Origin of the sequence: Lacipirellula parvula, assembly GCF_009177095.1 — a bacterium.
Taxonomy (GTDB): domain Bacteria; phylum Planctomycetota; class Planctomycetia; order Pirellulales; family Lacipirellulaceae; genus Lacipirellula; species Lacipirellula parvula.
On record NZ_AP021861.1, the window covers coordinates 6,551,508 to 6,576,621 of the forward strand.

The window sequence follows — 25,114 nt, forward strand, 5'->3', positions numbered from 1 at the left end:
CGTTCTATTGAATGCAGTCGCGCTGGGCGGCTAGCGTTCGTGTTTTGGGAGCTTTGGTGAGTAAGTGTTTAAGTGATTACGTGATAGGTATTACTTACTCACTTAAACACCTACTTACTTCTTCCTACTCGTCGGCGTCGTCCGCGACTTCGTCTCCTGCGACCGGCGCTTCCTGCCGCCGGGCGTCGGGATTGCGATGGCGTTCTTGGACACGCTCTTTGTACCGCCGCAACTGCTCTTCAACCTTGCCGATCGCCGATTCGAGGGCGCCCAGCAGGTTTTCGCCTTGTTCGTGAGCCACGAAGTCGTGCTTGTGCTCGGCCGAAACCTGGAGGTCGACCTTCGGCTTCGCTTCGTCCTTAAGGTCGACCACGATCTCGATCGACATCAGGCGGTCGAAAATCCGGGCAAGCTTCTCGGCCTTAGCCCGCAGCTTTTCCTGCGTGGCCTCGGAGAGGTGCCCATGTCGAGTCGAAACGCTAATCTGCACGGTTCGCGGTCCCCCCGGGATCGGGTCGCTGCCGCGGCGCGAGGCTGCGACGGCGTACTACTTATCTACTGGCAACTACTACTGTATCTCACGGTTGTCGGGAGACGACGCTCCCAGCTGCCCGTTCCGAGGGCGGAAAACGGGCAGCACCCCATTCTAGCGGGTCTTTCCCAAGCCCACAAACGCACCTAAACCCGCAGAATCAAGCAACTTGGGCGAACCCGACCGGCAGAATTGCCCTCTCCACCGGTGTCGCCCCCCACTCGCCACTTAACATTCCCTGCAGCTTCTATGTCTAAGCTTGCCACCGCTTTGCGCCAGATTGAGGACGCCCGCCAATACACCCTGGGGCTGCTAGCCGATCTACCGGCGGACGCCTGGTTCTTCATGCCGACGCCGGCGGTCACTCATATTGCTTGGCAGGTTGGGCACATTTCGATCGCCCAGTACCGACTGGGGGTCGCGTTTCACCGGGAACCGAAACCCGAGGACGCCGCTTGGGTTCCTGCGGGGTACCGCGAGCTGTTCGGCCGCGACAGCACGCCGCAGGCTGACGCGAGCCTCTACCCGACGCCCGATGAGTTGCTGGCGAACTTGCACCTCATTAATAGGCACGTGACCGCGGAGATCGGAGAGCTAAGCGAGGCTGATCTCGATCGGCCGGTGATTCTGCCACACCGCTTCGTGAAGACGACGCTGGACGCACTGCTGTGGTGCTCGCGACACGAATCGGTACATGCGGGACAAATCGCCCTGCTACGGCGACTCCATGGAATGCGGCCGCAGTGGTAAACCACCACGCCGGCGCCACTAGGGGCAAGTTTCGTTGCCCGCAGAAAGTCATTATCGATAATTCATCAGCTGCCACCCGGCAGCGGTGTTCCCGATCGAAATGGATCCTGCCCGGTGGCCTCTCAACGTACTCACTCGCCGAGTTCGCGCCGCTCGCACCAGCCTGATGGCTGTCGGACGTGCGTGAGCGATCAGATTCGCGACGCCCTCGAGGAGCGGATCATCTCGGGCGCGTTGGCGCCGGGCGACCGGCTGATCGAACTGAGTCTGGCGAAAGAGTTCGCCACGAGCCAGGCGCCCGTCCGCGAAGCGATCAAGGAACTCGAATCGCGGCGGCTGGTGGAATCGATCCCCTACCGTGGCGCCCACGTCCGCGAGATCTCGGGCCGCGAGATGGAAGAGGCGTATGACGTTCGCGGCGCGCTGGAGCAACTGGCCGGGGAACTCGCCGCGCCGGCATTCCGCGGCAATGTGGCGGAGCTCCATGCGATCGTTGCCGACCTGACGGCTGCCGCGACTGCCGGCGACGCCGAGGGGTATTCGAAACACAACTTTGCGTTCCACCGCGCCGTCGTGAGCGGCGCCGGGAACGAGACGCTGCTGAACGCATGGGAAGCGCTCGGGTTCGAGATGCGGGTGCGGATCAACATCGCCCGGCATCAGAACCCTGAGCTCGTCGCCCGCGCGGCGGAGCATGTGCCGATTATCGATGCGCTCGAGCGGGGCGACGGCGCCCGGGCGGGGCGATTGCTGCGCGAGCATGCGCTGTCGTGCAAGGAGCGCTGGCGGAAGCGTTCGCTGCCGAGCGAGTTGCCGTCTGCCGATCAGAACGTCGCCGACGTTCCGGCGAGTTGTTTGTCGTGATTTCCAGGAACACCCCGCACACGCACGCATAGATCAAATACATCTGGCTCCCTCCCCCTTGAGGGGAGGGCTGGGGAGGGGGTGGAACGCTGGTACCCGCATCTTTCACCCCTCCCTAACCCTCCCCCTCAAGGGGAGGGGACCACAAGAATCAATTAGTTAGTTCAGCCCGCCGCCGTTTGCCGCCACCATGCGGCTCCCGCCCTTTTGGGTCGACCGGCCCACCGCCAGTCGACGCACCTATGTGGATCGTCCGCCTCGCGCTTCGGCGCCCCTACACGTTCGTCGTGATGTCGATGCTGATCGCCATCATGGGGGTCGTTACGATCCGCCGGATGCCGACTGACATCTTTCCGGAGATCGACATTCCGGTCGTGGCGGTCATTTGGACCTACTCCGGCATCTCGCCCGAAGAGATGGAAACCCGCGTCGTCGGCAACTTTGAGCGGGTGCTCGTGTCGACGGTGAACGACATCGAGCACATCGAAAGCCAATCGCTCGGCGGCATCGCGGTCATCAAGATCTTCCTACAAGAGGGAGCGAGCATCGACAGCTCGATCTCGCAGGTGGTCGCGACGTCGCAGCAGGTGTTGCGGTCGATGCCGCCCGGCATGTTCCCGCCGCTCGTGATGCGCTATAACGCGGCGAACGTGCCGATCGTGCAGATCTCGCTCGATAGCGAGGTCCTCTCGGAGAAGGAGCTGTTTGACTACGCGACCACCGGCATTCGGCCGGGGCTCGCGACGGTGAACGGCGCGCAGATCCCCTACCCTTACGGCGGGATGGCGCGGCAGATCATGGTCGATATCGATCCCGAAAAGCTCCACGCCTGGCATCTTTCGGCGGCCGACGTTTCAGAGGCGATCAACCTGCAGAACCTCATCGCCCCCTCCGGCACGGCGAAGGTGGGTCAGCAGGAATACAGCATTCGCCTCAACAGCAGCCCGGAGATTGCGGCGGCCGTCGGCGACTTGCCGGTAAAGTCAGTCGGCAATCGCACGATCTACGTCCGCGACGTCGCCAATGTCCGCGACGGCTTCGCCCCGCAAACAAACGTCGTGCGCGTGAACGGCCGTCGCGGCGTGCTGCAGCCGATTTTGAAGTCGGGCGCCTCGACGCTCGAAATCGTCGACGGCGTGAAGAATCGGCTGCCGGTCGTGTTGCAGTCGCTTCCCGAAACGTTGCGAGCGACGCTGCTGACCGATCAATCGATCTTCGTCCGTCATGCGATTCACGGCGTGCTTGTGGAAGCGGCCATCGCGGCGGGGCTGACGGGCCTCATGATTCTGCTCTTCCTCGGTTCGTGGCGGAGCACGCTGGTGATCGTCATTTCGATTCCGCTGTCGATTCTCGTGGCGATCATTTCGCTCAACTTCCTCGGCCATTCGCTCAACGTGATGACGCTCGGCGGCATGGCGCTCGCCGTCGGCATCCTCGTCGACGATGCGACGGTCGAGATCGAGAACATCCATCGCAATCTACACCTCGGCAAAGGCCTCGTGCCGGCGATTCTCGACGGCGCCCAGCAGATCGCGATGCCAGCCTTCGTGGCGACGCTCTGCATTTGCATCGTCTTCGTGCCGGTGGTGTTCATCACGGGGGCCGCGCGGTCGCTGTTCACGCCGATGGCCTTGGCGGTGGTGATCGCGATGATGACCAGTTACTTCCTCAGCCGGACGCTGGTGCCGACGCTCGTGCACTACTTCTTAGCGAGCGAAGTGGAGCTGTATCACTCGCACCCGAATGAGTCAGACGACGCGGTTCCGCAAAAGCAAAACATCATTTGGCGGTGCCATGAGGCGTTCAATCGGCAGTTCAACCGACTGCGCGACGCGTACGGCCTGGTGCTCGCCTGGGCGCTGGCTCATCCGCGGACGGTGGTGGCGACTTTTGCAATCTTCGTCTCGCTCTCGGCTTGCCTCGCGCCGCTCATTGGCCGCGACTTCTTCCCGCAAGTCGACTCGGGACAGATTCGGCTGCATGTTCGCGCCCCCGCCGGCACGCGCATCGAAGAGACCGAGCGTTATTTCACCGAGGCGAATCGCGTCATCCGCGACGTGATTCCTGCGGACGAAATCGAACAAATCGTCGACATCATCGGCATCCCGAACAGCGGCATCAACCTCGCGCTGAGCGACGGGGCGATGATGTCGTCCGCCGACGGCGAGACGCTGATCACGCTCGCCGAGCACCACGGCCCGACCGAAGACCACGTGAAGCGGATCCGCGACGCGCTGGCCGAGCGGCTCCCCGATCTCACGGTCTACTTCCAGCCGCCCGACATGGTGACGCAGGTGCTGAACTTCGGTCTCGCGGCGCCGATCGATGTGCAAATCTCCGGCCCGCGCGGCAACTACGAAAAGAACTACGCGATCGCCCGCGAGCTGACGAAGCGGCTCGCCGCGATTCCGGGCGTCGTCGATTCGCACATCCAGCAAGTGCCGCTGACGCCGCAGATTTCAGTCGCCGCCGATCGCAGCATGATGAGCCAGCTCGGCTTGTCACAGCGCGACATTTCGAACGATTTGCTCGTCGCGCTCAGCAGCAGTATCCAGGCGTCGCCCAACTACTGGCTCGACACGAAAACGGGCGTGCAATATCCGCTCGTGGTGCAGGCGCCGCAGCGGACGATGGATTCGCTTGAAGCGATCAAGAACATCCCCGTCACGCAGGGGGGCAAGGTGACGCAGAACCAGTTGCTCGGCAACTTGGTGGACGTGAATCGCACCTTCGGCGCCACGAACGTCACGCACTTCAACATCGCCCAAAGCTTCGACGTGCTGGCGAGCGTTCACGGATCCGACCTCGGCAGCGCGTCGACGGCGATTCAACAGGTGGTCGACGAACTCCGCCCCACCCTGCCCCGCGGCACGTCAATCACGCTCCGCGGGCAGATCGAAAGCATGGAGACGTCATTTAGCGGCTTGAGTTATGGCCTCATCTTCGCGGTCGTGCTCGTGTACCTGCTGATGGTGGTCAACTTTCAGTCGTGGCTCGATCCGCTGATCATCCTGATGGCGCTCCCCGGCGCTCTTAGCGGCATTTTATGGATCTTGTTCGTCACGCAAACGACGATCAGCGTGCCGGCGCTCATGGGATCGATCATGTGCATCGGCGTCGCGACGGCGAACTCGATTTTGTTGATCACGTTTGCGAACGATCAGCGCAAGCTCGGCAAGTCATCGGTCGAAGCGGCGTGGGCCGCCGGCGTCACGCGGTTGCGGCCGGTGATGATGACGGCGCTGGCGATGATCCTCGGCATGCTGCCGATGTCGCTCGGCATGGGCGAAGGTGGCGAGCAAAACGCGCCGCTCGGCCGCGCGGTGATCGGCGGGCTGGCGATGGCGACGTTTGCCACGCTGCTGTTCGTGCCGATTGTGTATAGCTTGCTGCGGCGGCAAAGTCCGGAGCGGGTCCTTGAACCAGAACTTGCAGATTGATTGTTGATAGATCGAAAGCGACCAAATGTGTGCCACTGGCATCTTGCCAGTGAGAAGTGACGAGCGAGTACCCACTTCAGCACTGGCAAGATGCCAGTGGCACCCGCAGAACTCAAACTAGCTATTACGCATTCTCAGCGGTGACGCGATGAATCCTTCAGAAAAAACTACGCAGCAGAATTCGCAGCACGCGGCTTCGGAGCACGACGAAGTAGGCGCGATGCCGCCGGCGCCGCAACCGGCGCGGTGGAAGCTCGCGCTCATCACTTCGCTTGCCGCGATCCTCGCGATCGGCGTGTTTTACTTGGGCTGGACGCCGAAGGCAAACCAACAGCGGGCCCTCGCGCGGGAGGTCGACATTTCGAAGTCGGCGTTGCCGCGGGTGCGCGTGACGCTTCCCCGCGAGGCTGAGGAACTGACCGACGTACTGCTGCCGGCCGACATCCAGGCAATGCAGGAAACGGTTCTCTATCCTCGCACAAACGGCTACGTGCTGCGGCGGCATGTCGACATCGGCGACCAGGTGGAAGCGGGCCAACTGCTCGCGGAGATTGCGACGCCCGAGGTCGATGCGGAGGTTTCGCAGGCCGCCGCCGAATTGTTGGGCGCCGAGGCGACGCTCGAAAGCGAGAAGGCGAATGCGCACCTTAGCGAGATCAACGCTCAGCGCTACCGGCGGTTGATCAAAACGGTCGCCACGTCGCAGCAAATGCTCGACGACGCCGAGGCGGCGCTTTTGGTCGCCAACGCAAAAGTAAAACTTGCCGAGGCGGCGATCCAGGTGTCGAAGGCAAACTTGCAGCGAGTCACTGAATTGCAATCGTTCGCGAAGGTGACCGCGCCCTTTGCTGGAGTCGTCACCGCCCGTTCGATCGAGGTGGGCCAGCTCGTCACCGCCGGCAATGCCCAGACCCAGGCGCTCTTCCGACTGGCGAGCACCAATCCGGTACGCGTCTTCGTCAACGTGCCGCAAGTGTATGCCGCGCATGTGGCGAAGGACCTCAAGGCTCAAGTCGTGCTGCGCGAGCAACCGACGCAAGACATCGTCGGCAAGGTGACCCGCACCGCTCGCGCGATCGACCCGAACACGCGAACGCTGCTCACGGAGATCCAAGTGCCGAACGACGACGGCGCGCTGCTCATCGGTTCGTACGCGCAAGTGAAGTTGCAACTGCAGCGCGACTACACGCCGCTGCTCATCCCCTCGTCGGCAATTATCTTCAACTCGCTCGGCACGCAAGTCGCCGCGGTGACGGCAGACAATCGGATCGCGCTCCACGACGTGCAAATCGAACGCGACATGGGTTCGGAGGTCGGCATCACGTCGGGACTCGACCCCGCCGAGTCGGTCGTCATCAATCCGGGCGACCGGATGTCACAAGGCCTGCATGTCGAGATCGACAAGTAGCCGCGGCTCAACGAGCCGCCGGAGCGAGTTCAAATGCGGAATGCTGAATGGGGAATGGGGTGAGGACTCGCCTAGCCGAGTTCCTTCCCCATTCCGCATTCCCCATTCTACATTTCCTTGCATCACCGCTCCGCGGGTCGTTGCCCCGCGGCTGGGGCGGTCTATTCACCCGGCGCCGAACCCTAGGTAAGCTGATGCTGCCCTCCCTATTTCCCCGACATCAGCTCCCTGGCCTCCCATGCCTCCTTCCGACGATGCCATCAACGCGCTTCGCGAAGCGCTGCGTCACTCGCCCGACAACGTGCCGTTGCACAAGCACTTGGCCGAGTCGCTGCTCAAGCTTGGCCGCTTCGATGAGGCGGAGGCCGCGTATCGTGCGGCGCTTGGCGTCGTGCCGCATCAGGTTGATCTGAAGCTCGGGCTGGCCAACGCCTACTATCAGCAGTCGAAGAATTCGCCGGCGCTGGTGGTCGTGGAAGACCTCATCAAGCAAAGCGATCCGCCGGCCGGGGCCTACCTGCTGCATGCGAAGCTGCTCGTGCGAGCCGGCGAGCCGCAACGGGCCGCCCATCAATATCGCGAAGCGATTGGGATCGATCCCGATGTTGCCGACGCGGAACTCGCTCGGGAGCTTGGCGTCGATCGTGCGTCGCAGTCGTTCGACACTGCCGATGAAGAGGGCCGTTATCGCGAGCCCGCCGGCGAACTGCCGCCCGGTTCGCCGGAGTTCGACATCGAACGGCCAAAGGTCACGTTCGACGAAGTCGGCGGCATGGATGCGGTCAAAGAAGAAATCCGCATGAAGATCATCTTGCCGCTCGAGCAGCCGGAGCTGTTCAAGGCGTACGGCAAGACGGTCGGCGGCGGCATCCTCATGTATGGCCCGCCAGGGTGCGGCAAGACCTTCCTCGCCCGCGCGACGGCCGGCCAAGTGAAAGCGTGGTTCGTCGCCATCGGCATTAGCGACGTCCTCGACATGTGGATTGGCAACAGCGAGAAAAATCTGCACGAGCTGTTTCAACAAGCCCGCCGCAATCGCCCGTGCGTGCTGTTCTTCGACGAGGTCGACGCCCTCGGCGCCAGCCGGGCCGATATGCGGCACAGCGGCGGCCGGCATCTCATCAACCAGTTTTTGTCAGAACTCGACGGCGTCGAACATTCCAACGAAGGACTGCTGATCCTCGCGGCGACGAACGCCCCTTGGCATCTCGACAACGCCTTCCGCCGCCCGGGCCGCTTCGATCGCATCTTGTTCGTCCCGCCGCCCGATCGCGAAGCGCGGGCCTCGATCTTGCAGCTGATGCTCGCCGGCAAGCCGGCCGACGGCGTCGACTTCGACGCGGTGGCGAAGAAGACCGATCACTTTTCTGGCGCCGATCTCAAAGCGGTGGTCGACGTAGCGGTCGAGGCGAAGCTGCGCGATGCGATGAAGAGCGGGAAGCTGGAGCCGCTGCGAACGAAGGATTTGGTTGCCGCGGCGGGAAATGTGAAACCGTCGACGCGGGAGTGGTTTGCGACGGCGCGGAACTATGCGCTCTATTCGAACCAAGGGGGCGTGTATGACGATATTCTGAAGCACTTGAAGATGTGATCTTATCCCTCTCCCTCGAAGGGAGGGGCTAGGGGAGGGATTCTCGACACAGTCAATACCCCCTTCGACATGAACAACCTCAATGACCGATTTCCGCGAAGTCGATCCGAGCGAGCTGCGAGTCCCCTCCTCTCGCCGCCAGGGCGCCGACCCCGCGAAACTACAGCGGCAAATCACTTTGTTCGGTTCCTCAACGCAGGGGATGCCGGCGCCGTGGGTGTACGAAGCGGCGGACGGCGTGCTGGTGCTGTATAATGGAGTGACGCGCGCCACGCGGATCGCCAAGCTAGCGGCCGGAGTCAAGATTCGCTTGGAAGTGATTGGCAAGCTGCAGCGTCCTCGGGCTGCAGACCCCAAGATTGGAGATCTCTTGTGATGAGCCCTGATACCCAACGACAACTGCTTGCGACGCTTGCCGAGACGCTGGCTCTCGCGCCCGATGTTCGCTTCGGTCAACTCATCGCACATCTTGGATTTCTTGGAGAGGATTCCCTCGATCGCGGCCTCAGCGATCTAGAAGATGACGAGTTGCTGGCCGTGCTCTACAGACACCGCGCCGAGCTGTTGGCCCGCCAAGAGGGCGACGCGACCGCCGGTCCGCCGGCGCCGAGCGCAGTTGTCTCGATTTCGGGAAGCGAGATTTCTCCCTCGCCTTCGCCTGGCGTTTCTAGCTAAATGCCGGCAAGGTTTCTGGATGAATCACTCCCTCACCCGCGCCGCCCACCTGTTCCAGATCTCGCGGTACGCCGACGCCGAGACGGAGCTGCGTCGCGCGCTCGCCGAGCAGCCGCACGATCCGCAGGCGCATGCGCTGCTCGGGCTTTGCCTTGCGAAGCAGGAGCGGTTGCCCGAGGCTGAGGCGGAGGTGAATCAAGCGATTACGCTGGCGCCTGATTGGGATCATGCCCACTACTGCCGGTCGGCCGTGCTGCAGGAGCGGCGGCGTTACGCCGAGGCGGCGGAGGCGGCGCGCGAGGCGGTGCGGCTCGATCCGGCGAGCCCCGACAACTACGCACGGCTAGCGATCACGCTCTACTGCCAAAGCCAATGGCAGGCGGCGCTCGATGCGGCACTAGAGGGGTTAAAGTACAACGGCGAGCATGCCGACTGCATGAACCTCCGCACGATGGCGCTCACCAAGCTGGGGCGGCAGCGCGAGGCGATTGCGGCGGTCGACGAATCGCTCGCGCGCGATCCCGACGACTCGTACGCCCATGCGAATAAGGCGTGGGCGCTGTTGCACGAAGGAAAGCCGCGGCCGGCGCTCGAGCAGTTTCGCGAGGCGTTGCGGCTTGATCCGACGAACGAGTACGCCCGGCAAGGAATGGTCGAGGCGCTCAAGGCTCGCAATCCGATTTATCGCTGGATGCTCGCCTACTTCCTGTGGATGGCGCGGCTCGACGATCGGATGCGGTGGGGCGTCATCCTGGGCGGGTACTTTGGCTCGCGCATGTTGCGAGTGGTATCAGAGCGCTCGCCGGATCTGGCGCCGTGGATTTTACCGATTCAAATTTTGTATCTGGTGTTCGTGCTGCTCACCTGGTTCGCAATGCCGCTGTTCAACTTGCTGCTGCGGTTGAATAAGTTTGGACGGCATGCGTTGTCGCGCGATCAGCGCGTCGCTTCGAACTGGTTCGGCGGCTGTGTCGCGCTGAGCCTCGCCAGCTTCGTTGGCTGGTTGGTCTACGGTCACGACGCGCTGCTGCTGGGCGCCTTGCTGCCGATGGGCGTGGCGATGCCGATCGTGACGCTGTTCGCGTGCGATCCTGGTTGGCCGCGACAGGCGATGACGCTACTCGCCGCGGCGATGTGCGTGGCGGGCGCCGTCGGCCTCTACGGCGTGGCGATCGAGCAAGAGTGGGGCTTCAATGCGTTGACCGTCTTCGCGTTTGGCTTCATCGCCAGCCCATGGGTGGCGAACGCGCTGGCGTCGGTAACGGTGCGCCGCTAGTAGCCGCGGCTCAACGAGCCGCCGGAGCGACCTCGAATGTGGAATGCTGAATGGGGAATGTGGTGAGGACTCGGCCGATCAAGTTCTTTCCGCATTCCACACTCCCCATTCGACATTTCTTCCCGCCACCGCTCCGGCGGGTCGTTGACCCGCGGCTACGCGCTGCAGCCGCAGCCGGTTTCCCACACGCGGCCGTCGGCGGCCATGATCGGCGTGTGAGCATGTTGCGGCGGCGCGGGGGCTGAGTTGTCGTAGCCGCGCGTTTCCGGTCGGGCGACGGGCGACCAATCGGGACTCACCGGCGGCAGGTCTGGGCAGAGCGGCGCGAACTCCGCGGAGCCGTAGACCACCTTGCCGCCGAGCAGCGTCAACACGCTTTCGAGTCCGCGAATCTCGTCGGGCTCGACGCGAAAGTAATCGTCGCTCAGCACGGCGAGATCGGCGTACGAACCAACGGCGAGCGTCCCCTTCACATCGGCCTCGCGACTAAACCACGCGCTGCCGGCGGTGTAGAGTCGCAGCGCCTCTTCGCGAGTGAGACGATCAGCTTCGTCGTGCAGCACCGTGCCGCCGACGGTCTTTGAGGTAACGAGCCACCACAGACAGGTCCATGGGTGATAACTCGCCACGCGCGTCCCATCGGTGCCGGCGCCGACGGGCAGGCCCATCGCCAACATCTTCCGCAACGGCGGGCGACGCTTCGCCGCCTCGATGCCGTAGCGGCGGATGAAATACTCGCCCTGGTAGGCCATGCGATGCTGAATCGCGATGCCGCCGCCGAGCGCAGCGATCCGTTCGAGATTTCGCTCCGACACCGTCTCCGCGTGATCGATGAACCAACCGAGCTGGTCGATCGGCGAGTCGCGGTGGACGCGTTCGAATACGTCGAGGAAACGGCCAATCGTTTCGTCGTAAGTCGCGTGGATCCGCCACGGCCACTTCGCTGCAGCGAGCTTGCCGACCACCGCTTCGAGTTCGCTCTCCATCACCGGCTTCAAATCAGGCCGCGGCTGCAGGAAGTTCTCGAAGTCCGCGGCGCTCCACACCAAATTCTCGCCGGCGCCGTTCACGCGGAGCGTCTCACTCCCCTCGCCCGGCCGCGTCATACCGAGCCAGCGCGTGTAGTCGGCGAGTTCTTCGCCCCCCTTTTGGGCGAACAGGCTATACGCCACCCGCAGCGTCATGTGGCCCGCTTCGTCGAGTTGGCGAATCACCGCGTAGTCGTCGGGATAATTCTGCCACCCGCCGCCGGCGTCGGCGACGCTCGTGACGCCGAACCGATTCAGTTCCCGCATGTACTGCCGCGTGGAGTTGAGCTGATCCTCGGGCGATAGCTTCGGCGCCATTGCGATCGTCGAGTAGAGAATCAGCGCATTCGGCTCGGCGATGAGCAGCCCCGTCGGGTTGCCGCTCGCGTCGCGGGCGATCATCCCGCCGGGCGGGTTCGGCGTGTTGCGATCGAAGCCGAGCGCCCGAATCGCCGCGCGGTTGAGCATCGCCGAGTCGTAGAGATGCAGCACGAACACCGGCGTGTCGGGCGCGGCTTTGTTGATCTCCTCGAGCGTCGGCATCCGCCCTTCGGCGAATTGAAATTCGTTCCACCCGCCGATGACGCGCACCCACTGCGGCGGCGGAGTCCGTTCCGCTTGAGCCTTCAGTTGGGCGAGCGCCTGCGACAAACTCGGCACGCCGTCCCAGCGGAGTTCGAGGTTGAAGTAGAGCCCCGCGCGGATCACATGGAGGTGCGAATCGTTGAGGCCCGGAATCACGCGGCGATGATTGAGAGCGATCCGCTGCGTCGCCTCGCCGGCGAGCGCCAAGATCTCGTCATCGGTCCCCGTGGCGACGATCCGCCCGCCGCTGATCGCCGCCGCCGTCACTTCCGGCCGCGTGGGATCGAGCGTGGTGATCTTGCCGCGATAGAGCACAACTTCCGGCGTCATCGTTTGTCCCCCCCTTTGATAACACTTACCGTGTTGTGGGAGGCGTCTCCGACGCCGATTTCGCGCTGCCAAATGTAATCAGCCCGCGGCGCGTCTTCGGGGTCAGAGCCCCCTCCCACAATTTCTTCAGCAATCTAACGCCGCTGACGAACTACTTCGTCACCTTCCGCGCCGCCGGCGCCTTGTGCACCATCGTATAAGCGTATTCAATCCCCACGCCATACGCCCCGCCAAATTCGCGGAACAGGCTCATCAGGGCGTTGTAGTGATCACGGTTCGCCCAATCGCGTTGGAACTCAAGCACCGTGGCGATCGTCGTCATCCGCACGGCGCCCGCTTGCACCATCCGCGACAGGGCAGCATCGTGGGCCGCCTGCGACGTGGCGCCGCACGCATCTTCGACGACGTAAATGTTGTACCCCTCGGCCAGCATATTGAGCGTCGGCCAAGCGATGCAAACTTCGGTCCACAGCCCCGAAAGAATGATGTTCTTCTTGCCCGTCTTCTTAATCGCATCGCGAAACGCCTGCGTGTCCCACGAGTTCATGCCGGTCCGCTCGATCGACGTCTGGTCGGGGAAGACGTCGAGCAACTGCGGCCACATCTCGCCGCTGAACGATTCCGTTTCGACCGTGGTCAGGATCGTCGGCACGTTAAACTCTTTCGCCCCGCGAGCGAGCAGCAGCACGTTGTTAATGAGTTGCTGGCGATCGATGTTACTCGCCACGCCGAACAGCATTTGCGGCTGGTGGTCGATGAAGACAAGCACGCTGTTGTCGGCGGTGATGAGCCCGGCGTCGGTGTTGGGAAGGATGTTGGCCATGGTGATCTCCGTGAAGTGGTGAGTAGGTGTTTAAGTGAGTATGTAAGATCCATTAGCCCCCGGTTCTTCAAACCGGGGGCCCGGCGCCGCCACAAGCGCCGCGATCAAAGGGTCGCCGCATCGCCCACAACGGCGCGACGATTATCAAAGCTCCAAGCCCCCGCCCCGTTCGCGATGATGAACAGCATCGCCCCCATCATCGAGGCGTTCTTCATGAACTGAATTGTCTGCTGCTGCCGCTCGGCCGCGTCGTCGAAGGTCCAGAAGTCGTGGAAGAAGTAGGTCGCCGCCACCAAGAACACGAGCAGGAGCGCCGCTCCGATGCGGGCTTGATAGCCGATCGCGATCAGCACGGAGCCGATAATCAAGAACGCAATCGCCCCCGGCAATAACACCGCCGGCGCCGGCACTCCCTCGCTCGCCATGTAGCCAGTGATTTGCGAGAAGTTGGGGATCTTGTTCCCCACCGCACTCATAAAAAAGATGCCAACGAGCAGCACCCGCCCGGCCATGCTTGTTACACCGATCAGTGAATTATTCACGACAGTCTCTCCTGTTAATTTTGAAATACGTCAGTTGTCCGTGGTCAGTTGTCAGTTGTCAGTTGTCAGTTGCTGAAAGGCGTTACTTCAAACAGCAACTGACTACGGACCACCGACAACGGACGCGAAGCCTCAACCCAAATCAAACACCATCACCTCCGCCGCTTTGTCAGCGCGGATCGCGACGGCAGCTTCTTCGCTAACTGCGGCCGCGTCGCCGGCGGTGAGCGGTTCGCCGTTCACCGTCGCGCCGCCGCGCAGGACTTGCACCCATGCGTGCCGACCCGAACCGAGCGGCAACGACGTTTCCTTTCCCGCTTCCAAGTCGCCGAGGTAGATCGCCGCGTCTTGGTGGATCGTCAGCGACTCGTCGCGTCCGTCGGGCGAAGCGACCAGCCGCAGCCGATTCAACTTCTCTTCCCGCGGTACGTCGAGCTCCTCGTAGCTTGGCTTCACGTTTTTCACATTCGGCATGATCCAGATCTGATAGAGGTGGACCTGCCGCTCTTGCGAAGCGTTGTATTCGCTGTGCGTCACGCCGGTTCCGGCGCTCATCCGCTGGAAGCGGCCGGGCGTCAACGTCGAGCCGTTGCCCATGCTGTCGCGATGGGCCAACTCGCCGTCGAGCACGTAGGTGATGATCTCCATGTTGTCGTGCGGATGGGTGCCAAAGCCCCGGCCCGGCGCGATGAAGTCTTCGTTCATCACCCGCAGCGAGCGGAAACCCATTTGCTGCGGATCGTAATACTGCCCGAACGAAAACGTGTGCTTGGTCTTCAACCAGCCATGATCGCCCCCGCCCCGTTCGTTGCTCTTGCGTACGCGAATCATTTTTCAGCCTTCCTTTCTTTGGACCTGTTCTGAATTGACAACGAATCTTCATGACGCTGTCAGTGGTCCGTTGTCCGTGGTCAGTTGCTAGGAAGAAGTCACTCCCCTCTCGCAACTGACAACGGACTACTGACAACTGACCGCCCCATCGCCATAAAATCTTACATGTAAGATATTGTGGCGAAAAAACGCAACTCACTCACACCCACGAATTTTTCCCGCCAGCTTTTCCATCAGCCCGGCCAACTGCTTCACCTCGCCCTTGGTAAGCGAAGCCATCAGCCGCTCGTGCAGTTCCACCACCGGCTTATCAAGCTTCTTCAGCACCGCTTCCCCCTTCTTCGTGATCGCCACGTGGATCACCCGGCGATCCTCTGCGATCCGTCGCCGCTCCACGAGCAACGCCTTTTCGAGCCGATCGACCAGCCCCGTCATCGCCGGCACCGGCTGGATCATTCGCGAGGAAATCTCCTGCACCGGCAACGGCTCCCCCGCCCCGCGGAGGATCCGCAGGACGTTGTATTGCGACGAGGTCAGCTCGAACTCGCGAAAGAGCGCCCCGAACCGATTCATCGACCAGTCGCTGACGCGCCACAGCCCAATCATCGCCTCTTGCTCCCCCGACGCGAACGGCTCCCGCTTCTTCAAATCAGCTTGCAGCGAGCCGCCCGACATGGGAAATATCTCCGTGTGAAGTAGTTATCGGCGATTTAATCGCCATGACATTATCTTACGTGTGAAATATTTGAGCGTCAAGGGGACTGTTGAGAAACCGGGGTGTGCGGTGCTGGCGCCGGCCAATCGCGGGCTTTTTCCTGCTATGCGGGCAGCTCCGGCGGCTCGTTGAGCCGCGGCTACTGGAAATAACCCGAACCTTTGGAATGGGACGGCTGTCCTGAAAGCGATCCGACCGGCAACTTTCCTCGGCAAAAGGAGCTCATCATGCGTACGCTCATTACCACAACTGCCCTCCTGAGCCTGTCGCTCCGCTAAGCCTCTCGCGTCCTTCTCGACGTCCGCTGGCCTCGCGGGGCCAGGCTCTCGCTCATCGCTGATTCGCATCGATCAGTCGGCTGCGCTCTCGTTGCGCCGCCATTCTTCCTCCCAGCGAGAGAGTTTCCATGTCGCTCGACAAGCGCACGCGCGAGCAAATGCTTGCGCACTGCGACGCCATCCATGAAGACGACGGCGTCGATCCCCGTGAATCTTTCAAACTCCGTTCTCACCGCGACAAGCCAGACCGCAAGGCGCAACAGCTCTGCCGCCAAGTTGCCGAGACGATCGACCAGATCCTCGCCGGCGAACTTGGCGACGCGGCGCTCAACGCGCTGCGCGTGACTTCGGTCGTGCCGGCGCCTGACGCGTCGCGCATGCTAGTCACGCTCGTTGCCACCGGGCGCGACATGCCGTTCGATCGCGCCGCAGTAGAACAGAAGCTCGTCGCAGTGACGGGCTTGCTCCGTTCAGCCGTGGCTGCGGCGATCACACGCCGCAAAGCGCCGAACCTCAGCTTCGTGATCATCGGGCCTCACGATGATGACTTGACGGCGCTCGCCAATGGAGGCGTCCAATGAACGAACCTACGCTGCCTCCGATCAACGCCTGGCTCGGCGAGCCAGTCGACCGCCAGGTTGCCCTCTCGATCGATCGCCTCCGCTCCAGCGACGACGTCGCGGCCGTCGCGATCATGCCCGACGTGCATCTCGCCAAGGAGGTGTGCGTGGGGGCCGTCGTCGCCACGCGCGAGCTGATTTACCCCGCCGCCGTCGGCAGCGATATCGGCTGCGGTATGGCAGCCGTTGCTTTCAACGCCGAGGCATCGCTCATCGACAACGAGCACGCCGCCGCTCGTCTGCTGTCGCAGCTCTACGAACACGTCCCCGCGAACAAACACGCCAAGGGGCGAGCCTTGCCAACGAACGTCGACGAGTTGCACCTTAGCGATGATCGCCTCAAGAGGATCGCCGCACGCGATGGTCGCTATCAACTTGGCACGCTCGGCCGCGGCAATCACTTCTTGGAACTCCAGGCCGACGAGCAGGGACAACTGTGGGCGATGCTCCACAGCGGCTCCCGCGCCGTCGGCCAAGCGATCGCCCTGTGGCATCAGGATCGTGCCACGCCATCGGACTGCGGTCTCGGCTACCTCGACTCCAATATGGCCGCCGGCGAAGCGTATCTCGCCGACGCCGGGTGGGCCCGTCGTTACGCCGCGGCCAATCGGCTCGCGATGCTCGAGGCTCTCGGCGACATCATGCGCCGCCTCTTCTCCGTGGAAGCCGATTGGTCGACGCTGATCCATAGTGATCACAACCACGTGCAGCGCGAACGCCACGCATCACCGAGCGGCGGCGTCCGCGAGTACTGGGTTCATCGCAAGGGCGCTCAGTCCGCCGTCGCTGACGAGCCAGGCGTCATTCCCGGCTCGATGGGTTCGCCGAGCTACCACACCGCCGGCCGCGGCTGCACGCTCGCCCTCGCCTCCTGCTCCCACGGCGCCGGCCGCCGCCTCAGCCGCACCGAGGCGAGCCGCAAGTTCAACGGCGCCGACCTTCGCCGCCAAGTCGGCCGACTGTGGTTTGACCACCGCCGCGCGAAATCTCTTCGCGAAGAAGCGCCCGCGGCATACAAAGACATCCGCCAAGTGATGCAGGCGCAGCGAGAACTGACGAAGATCACGCGAACGTTGCAGCCGCTGCTCACCTACAAGGGAGTTTAGGAACGGCAGGACTATCTCGCCTGCAGTATTGGATCATGGAATAATGCGGGCGCAGCTTCACTCCCAAGCCACTTCGCCTGAGCAGAACCATGAACCTCAACCTCGCTTCCCAAACAGCTCTCGTCACCGCGTCCACCGGCGGTATCGGCCAGGCGATTGCCGCCGCGCTCGCTGCCGAGGGGGCTCGCGTCATTGTGAATGGCCGTAGCGAGGCGAGCGTGGCGCAGGCGATCGAGGCGATTCGTCGGGAGCATCCGGCGGCGAACCTCGTGCCGCTTGCCGCCGACAATGGCACCGCCGCGGGCTGCGACGCGACGATCGCCGCCGTGGCGGAGGTCGACATTCTCGTGAACAACCTCGGCGTTTACGAAGCGGTCGGCTTCTTCGACGAGACCGACGAAGCGTGGCAGCGGCTCTTCGAGGTGAATATCATGAGCGGCGTGCGGCTTAGCCGACATTACCTGCGGCAGATGCTCGCGCGGGGCCGCGGGCGGATCATCTTTATCTCCAGCGAGTCGGGGCTCACGCCGGCGCCCGAGATGGCCCACTACAGCGCGACGAAGACGATGCAGCTGTCGATCTCGCGGAGCCTCGCCGAGCTGACCAAGGGAACCGCCGTCACGGTGAATACGGTCCTGCCCGGTTCGACGCTTACCGACAGCGTGAAGAAGTTCATCGCCGACGTCTTCCCCGACGCCACGCCCGAGGAGGCGGAGCAGCGGTTCATTGCCGAGAATCGGCCCAACTCGCTGATCGGCCGGTTCATTCGGCCGGAGGAAATCGGCGCTGCGGTGGCGTTCGTCGCCAGTCCGCTAGCGAGTGCGATCAACGGGGCGGCGATTCGGGTCGACGGTGGGCTGGTGCGGCACATTGCTTGAGCGTTCCTCCTTCTTTCTTCTCTTCTGCGAATAAAGATCTCACGCAAAGGCGCAGAGGTGCAAAGAGCGGAGCCATCCCTGCATTTCCTTTGCGTCTTCGCGCCTTTGCGTGAAACTCCTCTGCCTGCGAGTTGTTCGAAAATCCGAATTTCTTCTTCGATCTGCGATTTTGTGCGTGCGGTCGTGGGCGTCCAATCGGTCCTTAGATTCCAGCGATGACAGCGGAGGCGGCAGTCGAGCCTGGTGACTTGGCTCCCCCTTCGCAGCCGTGCATCGCCGGGATACAGCTGGGATTGGGGGACGCCGTGAGAAGCGATTTGAGCTGGACTAACCGCCTCCGCAAACTCTTTGGTCAGCCGGCCCGCCGGCGGGCGGCGCCGGTGCGGGGGCGTGGGCTGCGGTTCGAGTGCCTGGAAGGCCGCCGCGTGCTGACGCTGTCGGCGGGCGACTTCAATACAGACGGCATCGTCGACGGCAGCGACTTTCTGGCTTGGCAGCGAGGTTACGCCACGACTTACACGGCGACCGATCTCACCGCTTGGAAGGCTGACTTTGGAGCGGTTGCGGCGGTCACTACCATCACGCTGCAAGGAACGACGGCGACCGTCGACGGCGCCGGGGCGACGGTGAGCGGTTCGACGGTGACGATCACCGCCGCAGGCAACTACAAAATCGTCGGCTCGCTGACCGACGGACAGTTGGTCGTCAACGCGGGCGATGAGGACGACGTGACGCTCATCCTCGCGGGCTCGAGCATCACGAACGCCGACGGGCCGGGCATCTACGTCGCCAACGCCGACGACGTGACGATGACGCTCGCCGCCGGGACGCAAAACTCGGTGACCGACGGCGCCACCTACGCGAGCACCGGGACCGACGATCCCGACGCGGCGATCTTCAGCCGCGCCGACCTCGCGATCGACGGGACCGGATCACTGACCGTCACGGCCAAGTACCATGACGGGATCGCCAGCCTGGACGACCTCGTCATCTCAAGCGGCACGATCGCCGTCACGGCGGTGAAGCACGCGATCAAGGGACGCGATTCGCTCGCTGTGAGCGGCGGCACGATCACGGTGAACGCCGGCAGCGACGGGCTCAAGTCGAGCAACGACGAAGACGTCGCCAAGGGCTTCGTGACAATCTCGGGCGGGAATATCACGATCACCGCAGCGGGCGATGGCATCGAAGCGGAGACTTCCATCACCGTTTCCGGCGGCAGCATCACGGCGATGGCGACCGGCAAGGGGCTGAAAGCTGGAACCGACGTCACGATCACCGCCGGCACGATTGGCGTCACCAACAACGGCGCGGCTGGCCGCGGCATCGACGCCGACGGCAACGTGACGTTCAGCGGCGGCACGACCACGATCAATCTCTCCGGCGCGACGGTGCTGACCGCCAGCGGCAGCGGCTTTGATCCGTCGTACCCCAGCGGCGTGAAGGCCGACGGCAGCATCAACGTCAGCGGCACGGCCAGCATCTCGGTGACTGGGACGGCCGCCGCCACCGGCGCTCGCGGCCTGTCGGCTGACAACGCGATCAACGTCACCGGTGGCACCGTCACCGTGACGCTCGCCGGTAACGGAGCGACCTACAAGAACGCTTCGGGCGTGACCGATTCCTACGCCGCGGCGGCATTCTCGGCCGACGTGGCGATTGTCATCACAGGCGGAACCGTGACCACGACCAGCTCCGGCACGGGCGGCAAGGGGCTGAAGTCCGACGGCACGATCACCATCGGCAGCGCCACCGGCAGCCCGACGCTGAACATCACCACCACCGGCGCCCGCTTCCTGCAATCGGGTTCGGACTACAACCATCCGAAAACGATCGTCGCCGCCGGAGCGATCACGATCGCCAACGGCACGACGACGCTCAACTCGACCGACGACGGCATCCATTCCGATACGTCGATCACCATCAGCGGCGGCACGAACGTCGTCAACGCGATCTCAGCCACGCAAGGCGTCGGCGAAGGGGTCGAGGCCCCGATCATCAACTTCACCGGCGGCGTGACGAGCATCGTCGCCTCGAACGACGGCATCAACGCCACCTACGGCACTGTCAGCGGCGGCACGGAATCGAACGACGGCAGCCAACTCAACATCTCGGGCGGCATCGTCATCGTGACCGGCGCCGACGCGATCGACTCGAACGGCAACATCACCATCACCGGCGGCATCACGATCATCGACGGCCCCGCGACCGGCGTCGAAGAAGGGATCGACTACAACGGCACGTTCCTGATCAACGGCGGCACGCTCATCAGCGGCGGCTCGAACTCGAGCATGACGAAAGCCGCCAGCACCAGCTCAACGCAAGTGAACTTCTTCCTCAAGTCGAGCACGGCGCTCGCTTCCACTTCGCTGCTCCATATCCAGGACAGCGCGGGCAATGTCATCCTCACCTACAAACCGAAGTACAACGCCTCGTACTTCCATGTCTCGACCGCCGCGCTGACGAAGAACACCTCGTACTCCGTCTACTTTGGCGGCACGTACACTGGCGGCAGCTATGTCGGCGGGCTGACGACTTGGGGGCTGCTCACCGGCGGGGCATGGTCGTCGACCGGTGCAACGCTGAAGAAGACGTTCACCACGTCGGCGAGCAGCACGGTCAATACGCAAACGCTTTGAGAGCCTATTGAGCTCGGCAGCTTCTCAAAAGCCGTTGAGTCTTACGTTCATTTCGCTGCCAGCATCTGGTACGCAGAGCTACATTCAATCGACCACGGGAACCTTAATTCTGGCTGTTGTCGGCCTGAAAACGCCCCGATCGGCGGTGGCGAGCATGCCTTAAGCCGCAGTTAGGAGCGATTGGGCTGCCGCGTCGGGAGCGACGCAGGCATGTCACACGATGGCAATTGCATGGGAGGCGTTTTATACTCCAGGGACCTCGTCACGATGGTGACGGCGACCTAATCCACCGCGCGACCGTTCGCCGACGGCAGGTTCACGACCGCCGCGATTCGCTCACACCGAGTCGACTCCTCCGCGAACGCCGGCGCCACTCAGAGTTTCAACAGAGAAGAAAGTAGCAGGCATCCATGAAGCATCCTCTGGCTCTCGCGTGCGCGACGGCGTGCGTTTTGGTCTTTGGCGCCGTTCGCGCCTCGGCGGCCATTTCGATCACGGAGTGGGCCTACCAAGGGGGCGGCGGCGAGTTCGTCGAGTTCACCAACACGGGCGCGACCGCAGTCGACATGACGGGTTGGAGCTTCGACGACAGCACGCAAGTGGCCGGCTCGCTGAGCTTGAGCGGCTTTGGCGTCGTCGCGCCGGGCGAGTCGGTGATCGTCACCGATCTCACGGCGGCGGCGTTTCGCACGGAGTGGAATCTCGCGCCGACGGTGAAGGTTGTCGGCGAGAACACGCAGAACCTGGGACGCGCCGACGAGATCAATCTCTACGACAGCTCGAACGTTCGCATCGACTGGCTGACCTACGACGACCAAACGCTCGGCAGCCCGCGGACGAACAACGCGAGCGCGAACCCGCTGACGCTGGCCGCGGTGGGCGCCCACAACTCGACGCTGTGGAAGCTCTCGGTGGCGGGCGACTCGTATGGCTCGGTCACTTCCGTGAACGGCGGCATCGGGAACCCGGGCAAGTTCACTCTCGTCCCGGAACCGGCGAGCGCTGCCGTGCTGGCTAGCGCTTTGTTGGGCTTCGGCGTGATGCGTCGCCGCGTTCGGTAGACTTAAGAAGATCTCACGCAAAGGCGCGAAGGCGCAAAGGGAAGACGTTTTCTTCTTTGCGCCTTCGCGCCTTTGCGTGAGACTTCCTCTTTCTTCGGTGCAGCCGGCCGGGCGGTTGGACGCGAGCCGGCTCGGCAATCATACTAGCGGACCTGCCCATCAATTGGCGGCCCGCACGCTGCCAGGCGCGAGGCGCTGTTGCGCATCGCTGAAGTTGCACGCCTGGAGAAATGTATGCCTTGCCGTCTGCCGTCGCTGTTCGTCTGCGCTGTCCTCTCGTTGGTTGCGCTCGCGGCCGTTGACGCCGCTCAGCTGAATGTACGGTTCAAGAACACCTCGGGCCTGCCGGACGATCAGGTCTACATCGGCTTCGTCGGCGGCGAACCGCTGACGGCAACGAACAAGGCGACGAACGCGCCGCTCGCCAAGAGCGAATTTGGCAGCGAGCATTGGTACACGCTCAACACGCTGCCGCAGGGGGTCGACCTCACGTCGTTCAGCGGGCGAATCTACGTCGGCTATGGCACGCCGTGGAATTTTACCCATGCGGGTTACGAGCCGTCGCCGGTCGCCTCGGTCGATCCGAACTACCTCAAACGATACGACAAGGTCGAGATTACCTATCACGGCAATTCCTCTGATGTGGCGAACACGACCTCGTTCGATTACTTCAGCATTCCGGTCGGACTGAACGCGTACAAGGGGGGCGTCGGCGGGACGCTAGTGAAGTCGCTGCATGCCACGTCGACGAGCGCGACGCTCGCGGCGATGGAAACGATCGCCAATCCGCACGCCGCCGCGGTGGTGCGCGACGGGGCGAATAACTTCGTCCGCGTCATCGGCCCGAGCGTCTATCCGCCGCCGCCGGGGCTGCCCGCCTCGCCGTACGACAATTTTGACGGCTACCTCGACTATCTCCACACCTACGGCCAGAGCCACGGCGGCTCGATCGCGCGGATCAAAGGCCACTTCAACGGCACCGGCGGCGGCCCGGCGCCCCATCAGGCGCAGGATTACGACTTCACCGCGACGATCGACGCCCAGCAGAACATCACGCTCACCGGCAACGGCTCGGCGGTCGGCAATCACACGCTCACGTTCAATCACCAAGATCTCGATAACCCCGCCGCGATTTATGGGGCCAATCCGAACTTCAAACTCGACGGCGCCCCCATGACGCCGCAGAACGATTTGTTCGGCTGGGTGATTGCCGACTTGTTCGCGGGACTGAACATCGGCGCCGTCGGCAGCACCGTCGAGATGAACGGCCAGCCGGTCGGCCAAATGGAAAGTCAGCAATGGTTCGGACTGAGTCAGCGGTTTGCCGCGCTGCAGCCGAGCCAGCCGTTTTACAATCAGTGGGCCGCGAAGATGAGCACGATCTCCGACGCTTATAACTTTGCGTACACCGATCGGTTCTCGCATGTGTTCGCGCCGTTGAACCCGGCGGACGTTGATACGCTGGAGGTTGTGTTCCAGCGCGAGACGGGCGTCGGGACGGGGAATCCGAATGATCCGGGATTGCCGGAACCGGCGACGAGTTTATTGGCGGCGATCGGAGCGGCGCTGATGGCTGTTCGACAACGGTCGCGGCGCGGCGGCGGAATCTTCTAGATGTCGTGTCGTGCCATGTCACGTCGCGAGAGCGATTTTTGGCGACACTAAGGCGTCTTCTTAACTTGTTGCGACTGATGCGTTTGCGGCGAGTGCCGTCGTGTTCGTGTCGCATTTGGGGCGACAGTTCGCTTCGTGGCATGAGGCGGCGACGGCCTCTTGCGGCTGCGCCGCCCTGGTAGGCGAGTACGCCAACCAAGGCTACCCACGGGCGGCGCTGCCGAGCGATTAGCGGTTCGTTGTCAAAGAGCGGTTTGACTTGAACCTAACGGATCACGGGGCTGTGGGCCATTGTCGATTTTCGGCCACTTGCTTGGAGCTTGGAAACTCGCTCGCGCACCACTAGCCCCGACCTAGCTAGGTCGGGGCTAATCGTTTCCGCGAGTGCTGCGCAGCGGCGGCGTTAGACCTCCAGCGAGGCGAGGATGTCGATCTCCGGCACGTCGCTTACGAGTTCAACGTGGCCGATGCGGCTGGGGAGGATGAACCGCAGTTTGCCGGCGGCGGTTTTTTTGTCGCGGTACATCAGCCGCAGCAGGTCTTGGCCGTCGGCTTCGAGGGGGTCGACGAGGAGATTGAGCGCCGAAAGCAAGGATTCTTGGCGGGCGTAGGTCGCCTCATCGACACGGCCGAGGCGGACGGCGAGTTGCATCGCACAACGCATGCCGGCGGCGACGGCTTCGCCGTGGAGCAGCTCCTCGTATTCGCCGATCGCTTCGAAGGCGTGGCCGAAGGTGTGGCCGTAGTTGAGCGAGGCTCGCAGGCCGGTGAGTTCGCGTTCATCTTGTTCGACGACGTCGGCCTTCAGGCGGCACGAGCGCTGAACGATGTGCGTGAGGATCGCGGCGTCGCGGACATTGATCGCTTCGATGTTCGCTTCGAGGTAGGCGAAGAAGTCGGCGTCGAGGATGACGCCGTACTTCACGACCTCGGCGAGGCCGGCGCGGTACTCGCGATCGGGTAACGACTGCATCGCGTCGACGTCGCAGAGGACGCCGCGCGGTTGCCAGAAAGCGCCGACCATGTTCTTGGCGCCCGGCAGGTTGATGCCGACCTTGCCGCCGACGGAACTGTCGACTTGGGCAAGCAGCGTCGTGGGGACTTGGAAGAATTCGAGGCCGCGGGCGAACGACGCGGCCGCGAAGCCGGCCAGGTCGCCGACGACGCCGCCGCCGATGGCGACGACGATCGACTTGCGATCGGCGCCTTCGTCGAGCATCACGTTCCAGAGTTCTTCGACCACTTCGACCGACTTGCTCGTCTCGCCCGGATCGACGGCGAAGAGATCGACTTCCCAACCGTCGCCGACGAGCAAATCGCTGGCGGCGTCGGCGTAGAGGCCTTCGACGTTGCCGTCGGTGATGACGACGGCGTGATCGGAGTCGGTGCGAGCGCGGAGGAACTCGGGAAGCGCAGCGAGCGTACCGCTGCCGATTTCGATGTCGTAGCTCCGTTCGGCCAACGCGACGCGAACCGTTTCAATCTTCCCGGGCACAGCGAGTCCTCAAATGTTGTCGATCAACGGCGG

The 25,114-nt window shown here is 63.2% G+C and carries 21 protein-coding genes; 14 read left to right on the forward strand and 7 right to left on the reverse strand.

Annotated features, from left to right (window positions below; all coding sequences use genetic code 11):
- Positions 1 to 124 precede the first annotated feature (124 nt).
- On the reverse strand, positions 125 to 490 hold the full coding sequence (gene hpf, locus PLANPX_RS25565) for a ribosome hibernation-promoting factor, HPF/YfiA family (RefSeq protein ID WP_152101460.1): 366 nt from the start codon (positions 488 to 490) through the stop codon (positions 125 to 127).
- Between the two features lie 291 nt (positions 491 to 781).
- On the opposite strand from hpf, the gene PLANPX_RS25570 reads away from it, so the two are divergent.
- From PLANPX_RS25570 to PLANPX_RS25600, 8 genes are all read left to right on the forward strand, one after another.
- Entirely contained in the window at positions 782 to 1,282 is a 501-nt protein-coding gene (locus tag PLANPX_RS25570; RefSeq protein ID WP_152101461.1) for a DinB family protein, read from the forward strand.
- Positions 1,283 to 1,396: 114 nt separating this feature from the next.
- Entirely contained in the window at positions 1,397 to 2,146 is a 750-nt protein-coding gene (locus tag PLANPX_RS25575) for a GntR family transcriptional regulator (RefSeq protein ID WP_198421814.1), read from the forward strand.
- A 242-nt stretch (positions 2,147 to 2,388) separates the two neighbouring features.
- Positions 2,389 to 5,586 carry an efflux RND transporter permease subunit gene (locus PLANPX_RS25580; protein WP_152101462.1) on the forward strand — a complete coding sequence of 1,066 codons (3,198 nt, stop codon included), beginning with the start codon at positions 2,389 to 2,391 and terminating at the stop codon, positions 5,584 to 5,586.
- Between the two features lie 148 nt (positions 5,587 to 5,734).
- The gene (locus PLANPX_RS25585) at positions 5,735 to 6,994 is read left to right on the forward strand and encodes an efflux RND transporter periplasmic adaptor subunit (RefSeq protein WP_152101463.1); all 1,260 of its coding nucleotides are present in this window, start codon (positions 5,735 to 5,737) and stop codon (positions 6,992 to 6,994) included.
- 238 nt (positions 6,995 to 7,232) lie between these two features.
- On the forward strand, positions 7,233 to 8,585 hold the full coding sequence (locus PLANPX_RS25590) for an AAA family ATPase (RefSeq protein ID WP_152101464.1): 1,353 nt from the start codon (positions 7,233 to 7,235) through the stop codon (positions 8,583 to 8,585).
- An 82-nt stretch (positions 8,586 to 8,667) separates the two neighbouring features.
- A complete protein-coding gene (locus PLANPX_RS25595; protein ID WP_152101465.1) occupies positions 8,668 to 8,961 on the forward strand; it encodes a hypothetical protein in 294 nt (97 codons plus the stop codon).
- Positions 8,961 to 9,260: a hypothetical protein gene (locus PLANPX_RS27600; protein ID WP_172992334.1), complete on the forward strand. Its 300-nt coding sequence runs from the start codon at positions 8,961 to 8,963 to the stop codon at positions 9,258 to 9,260. Before PLANPX_RS25595 ends, PLANPX_RS27600 begins: the two co-directional genes overlap by 1 nt.
- 19 nt (positions 9,261 to 9,279) lie before the next feature.
- Positions 9,280 to 10,536, forward strand: a complete 1,257-nt coding sequence (locus PLANPX_RS25600; protein WP_172992335.1) for a tetratricopeptide repeat protein — start codon at positions 9,280 to 9,282, stop codon at positions 10,534 to 10,536.
- A gap of 155 nt (positions 10,537 to 10,691) precedes the next feature.
- On the opposite strand, the gene PLANPX_RS25605 is transcribed toward PLANPX_RS25600, so the two are convergent.
- The 5 genes from PLANPX_RS25605 to PLANPX_RS25625 form a co-directional block, all read right to left on the reverse strand.
- The gene (locus tag PLANPX_RS25605) at positions 10,692 to 12,479 is read right to left on the reverse strand and encodes an amidohydrolase (protein WP_152101467.1); all 1,788 of its coding nucleotides are present in this window, start codon (positions 12,477 to 12,479) and stop codon (positions 10,692 to 10,694) included.
- A 151-nt stretch (positions 12,480 to 12,630) separates the two neighbouring features.
- A complete protein-coding gene (locus PLANPX_RS25610) occupies positions 12,631 to 13,302 on the reverse strand; it encodes a hydrolase (protein ID WP_152101468.1) in 672 nt (223 codons plus the stop codon).
- 104 nt (positions 13,303 to 13,406) lie between these two features.
- Positions 13,407 to 13,844, reverse strand: coding sequence for a DoxX family protein (locus tag PLANPX_RS25615; RefSeq protein ID WP_198421816.1), 438 nt, complete (start codon positions 13,842 to 13,844; stop codon positions 13,407 to 13,409).
- Positions 13,845 to 13,976: 132 nt separating this feature from the next.
- Positions 13,977 to 14,675 carry a pirin family protein gene (locus PLANPX_RS25620; RefSeq protein ID WP_152101469.1) on the reverse strand — a complete coding sequence of 233 codons (699 nt, stop codon included), beginning with the start codon at positions 14,673 to 14,675 and terminating at the stop codon, positions 13,977 to 13,979.
- A 195-nt stretch (positions 14,676 to 14,870) separates the two neighbouring features.
- Positions 14,871 to 15,350, reverse strand: a complete 480-nt coding sequence (locus PLANPX_RS25625) for a MarR family winged helix-turn-helix transcriptional regulator (protein WP_152101470.1) — start codon at positions 15,348 to 15,350, stop codon at positions 14,871 to 14,873.
- 446 nt (positions 15,351 to 15,796) lie between these two features.
- Between PLANPX_RS25625 and PLANPX_RS25630 the strand changes: the two genes are divergently transcribed.
- The 6 genes from PLANPX_RS25630 to PLANPX_RS25655 all read left to right on the forward strand — a co-directional run bounded on the left by PLANPX_RS25630 (position 15,797) and on the right by PLANPX_RS25655 (position 23,586).
- Complete coding sequence (locus tag PLANPX_RS25630; protein WP_152101471.1) at positions 15,797 to 16,249, forward strand: ribosome-binding factor A; 453 nt, start codon at positions 15,797 to 15,799, stop codon at positions 16,247 to 16,249.
- The gene (locus tag PLANPX_RS25635; protein ID WP_152101472.1) at positions 16,246 to 17,394 is read left to right on the forward strand and encodes an RtcB family protein; all 1,149 of its coding nucleotides are present in this window, start codon (positions 16,246 to 16,248) and stop codon (positions 17,392 to 17,394) included. The genes PLANPX_RS25630 and PLANPX_RS25635 overlap by 4 nt, the downstream gene beginning before the upstream one ends.
- An 89-nt stretch (positions 17,395 to 17,483) precedes the next feature.
- On the forward strand, positions 17,484 to 18,272 hold the full coding sequence (locus PLANPX_RS25640) for an SDR family NAD(P)-dependent oxidoreductase (protein WP_152101473.1): 789 nt from the start codon (positions 17,484 to 17,486) through the stop codon (positions 18,270 to 18,272).
- A 305-nt stretch (positions 18,273 to 18,577) separates the two neighbouring features.
- Positions 18,578 to 20,911, forward strand: a complete 2,334-nt coding sequence (locus PLANPX_RS25645; protein WP_172992336.1) for a carbohydrate-binding domain-containing protein — start codon at positions 18,578 to 18,580, stop codon at positions 20,909 to 20,911.
- Between the two features lie 410 nt (positions 20,912 to 21,321).
- Positions 21,322 to 21,972, forward strand: coding sequence for a lamin tail domain-containing protein (locus PLANPX_RS25650; protein ID WP_152101475.1), 651 nt, complete (start codon positions 21,322 to 21,324; stop codon positions 21,970 to 21,972).
- Between the two features lie 234 nt (positions 21,973 to 22,206).
- Positions 22,207 to 23,586: a beta-1,3-glucanase family protein gene (locus PLANPX_RS25655; RefSeq protein ID WP_152101476.1), complete on the forward strand. Its 1,380-nt coding sequence runs from the start codon at positions 22,207 to 22,209 to the stop codon at positions 23,584 to 23,586.
- A gap of 403 nt (positions 23,587 to 23,989) precedes the next feature.
- Here PLANPX_RS25655 and aroB read toward each other — a convergent pair whose 3' ends face one another.
- The gene (gene aroB / locus PLANPX_RS25660) at positions 23,990 to 25,081 is read right to left on the reverse strand and encodes a 3-dehydroquinate synthase (RefSeq protein WP_152101477.1); all 1,092 of its coding nucleotides are present in this window, start codon (positions 25,079 to 25,081) and stop codon (positions 23,990 to 23,992) included.
- Positions 25,082 to 25,114: the final 33 nt, after the last annotated feature.

Excerpts from the sequence above, each read along its gene's own strand:
- PLANPX_RS25570 (WP_152101461.1), top strand. The coding sequence starts at position 782 with ATGTCTAAGCTTGCCACCGCTTTGCGCCAGATTGAGGACGCCCGCCAA.
- PLANPX_RS25580 (WP_152101462.1), top strand. The coding sequence starts at position 2,389 with ATGTGGATCGTCCGCCTCGCGCTTCGGCGCCCCTACACGTTCGTCGTG.
- PLANPX_RS25585 (WP_152101463.1), top strand. The coding sequence starts at position 5,735 with ATGAATCCTTCAGAAAAAACTACGCAGCAGAATTCGCAGCACGCGGCT.
- PLANPX_RS25590 (WP_152101464.1), top strand. The coding sequence starts at position 7,233 with ATGCCTCCTTCCGACGATGCCATCAACGCGCTTCGCGAAGCGCTGCGT.
- PLANPX_RS25595 (WP_152101465.1), top strand. The coding sequence starts at position 8,668 with ATGACCGATTTCCGCGAAGTCGATCCGAGCGAGCTGCGAGTCCCCTCC.
- PLANPX_RS27600 (WP_172992334.1), top strand. The coding sequence starts at position 8,961 with ATGAGCCCTGATACCCAACGACAACTGCTTGCGACGCTTGCCGAGACG.
- PLANPX_RS25600 (WP_172992335.1), top strand. The coding sequence starts at position 9,280 with ATGAATCACTCCCTCACCCGCGCCGCCCACCTGTTCCAGATCTCGCGG.
- PLANPX_RS25605 (WP_152101467.1), bottom strand. The coding sequence starts at position 12,479 with ATGACGCCGGAAGTTGTGCTCTATCGCGGCAAGATCACCACGCTCGAT.
- PLANPX_RS25610 (WP_152101468.1), bottom strand. The coding sequence starts at position 13,302 with ATGGCCAACATCCTTCCCAACACCGACGCCGGGCTCATCACCGCCGAC.
- PLANPX_RS25620 (WP_152101469.1), bottom strand. The coding sequence starts at position 14,675 with ATGATTCGCGTACGCAAGAGCAACGAACGGGGCGGGGGCGATCATGGC.
- PLANPX_RS25625 (WP_152101470.1), bottom strand. The coding sequence starts at position 15,350 with ATGTCGGGCGGCTCGCTGCAAGCTGATTTGAAGAAGCGGGAGCCGTTC.
- PLANPX_RS25630 (WP_152101471.1), top strand. The coding sequence starts at position 15,797 with ATGTCGCTCGACAAGCGCACGCGCGAGCAAATGCTTGCGCACTGCGAC.
- PLANPX_RS25635 (WP_152101472.1), top strand. The coding sequence starts at position 16,246 with ATGAACGAACCTACGCTGCCTCCGATCAACGCCTGGCTCGGCGAGCCA.
- PLANPX_RS25640 (WP_152101473.1), top strand. The coding sequence starts at position 17,484 with ATGAACCTCAACCTCGCTTCCCAAACAGCTCTCGTCACCGCGTCCACC.
- PLANPX_RS25650 (WP_152101475.1), top strand. The coding sequence starts at position 21,322 with ATGAAGCATCCTCTGGCTCTCGCGTGCGCGACGGCGTGCGTTTTGGTC.
- PLANPX_RS25655 (WP_152101476.1), top strand. The coding sequence starts at position 22,207 with ATGCCTTGCCGTCTGCCGTCGCTGTTCGTCTGCGCTGTCCTCTCGTTG.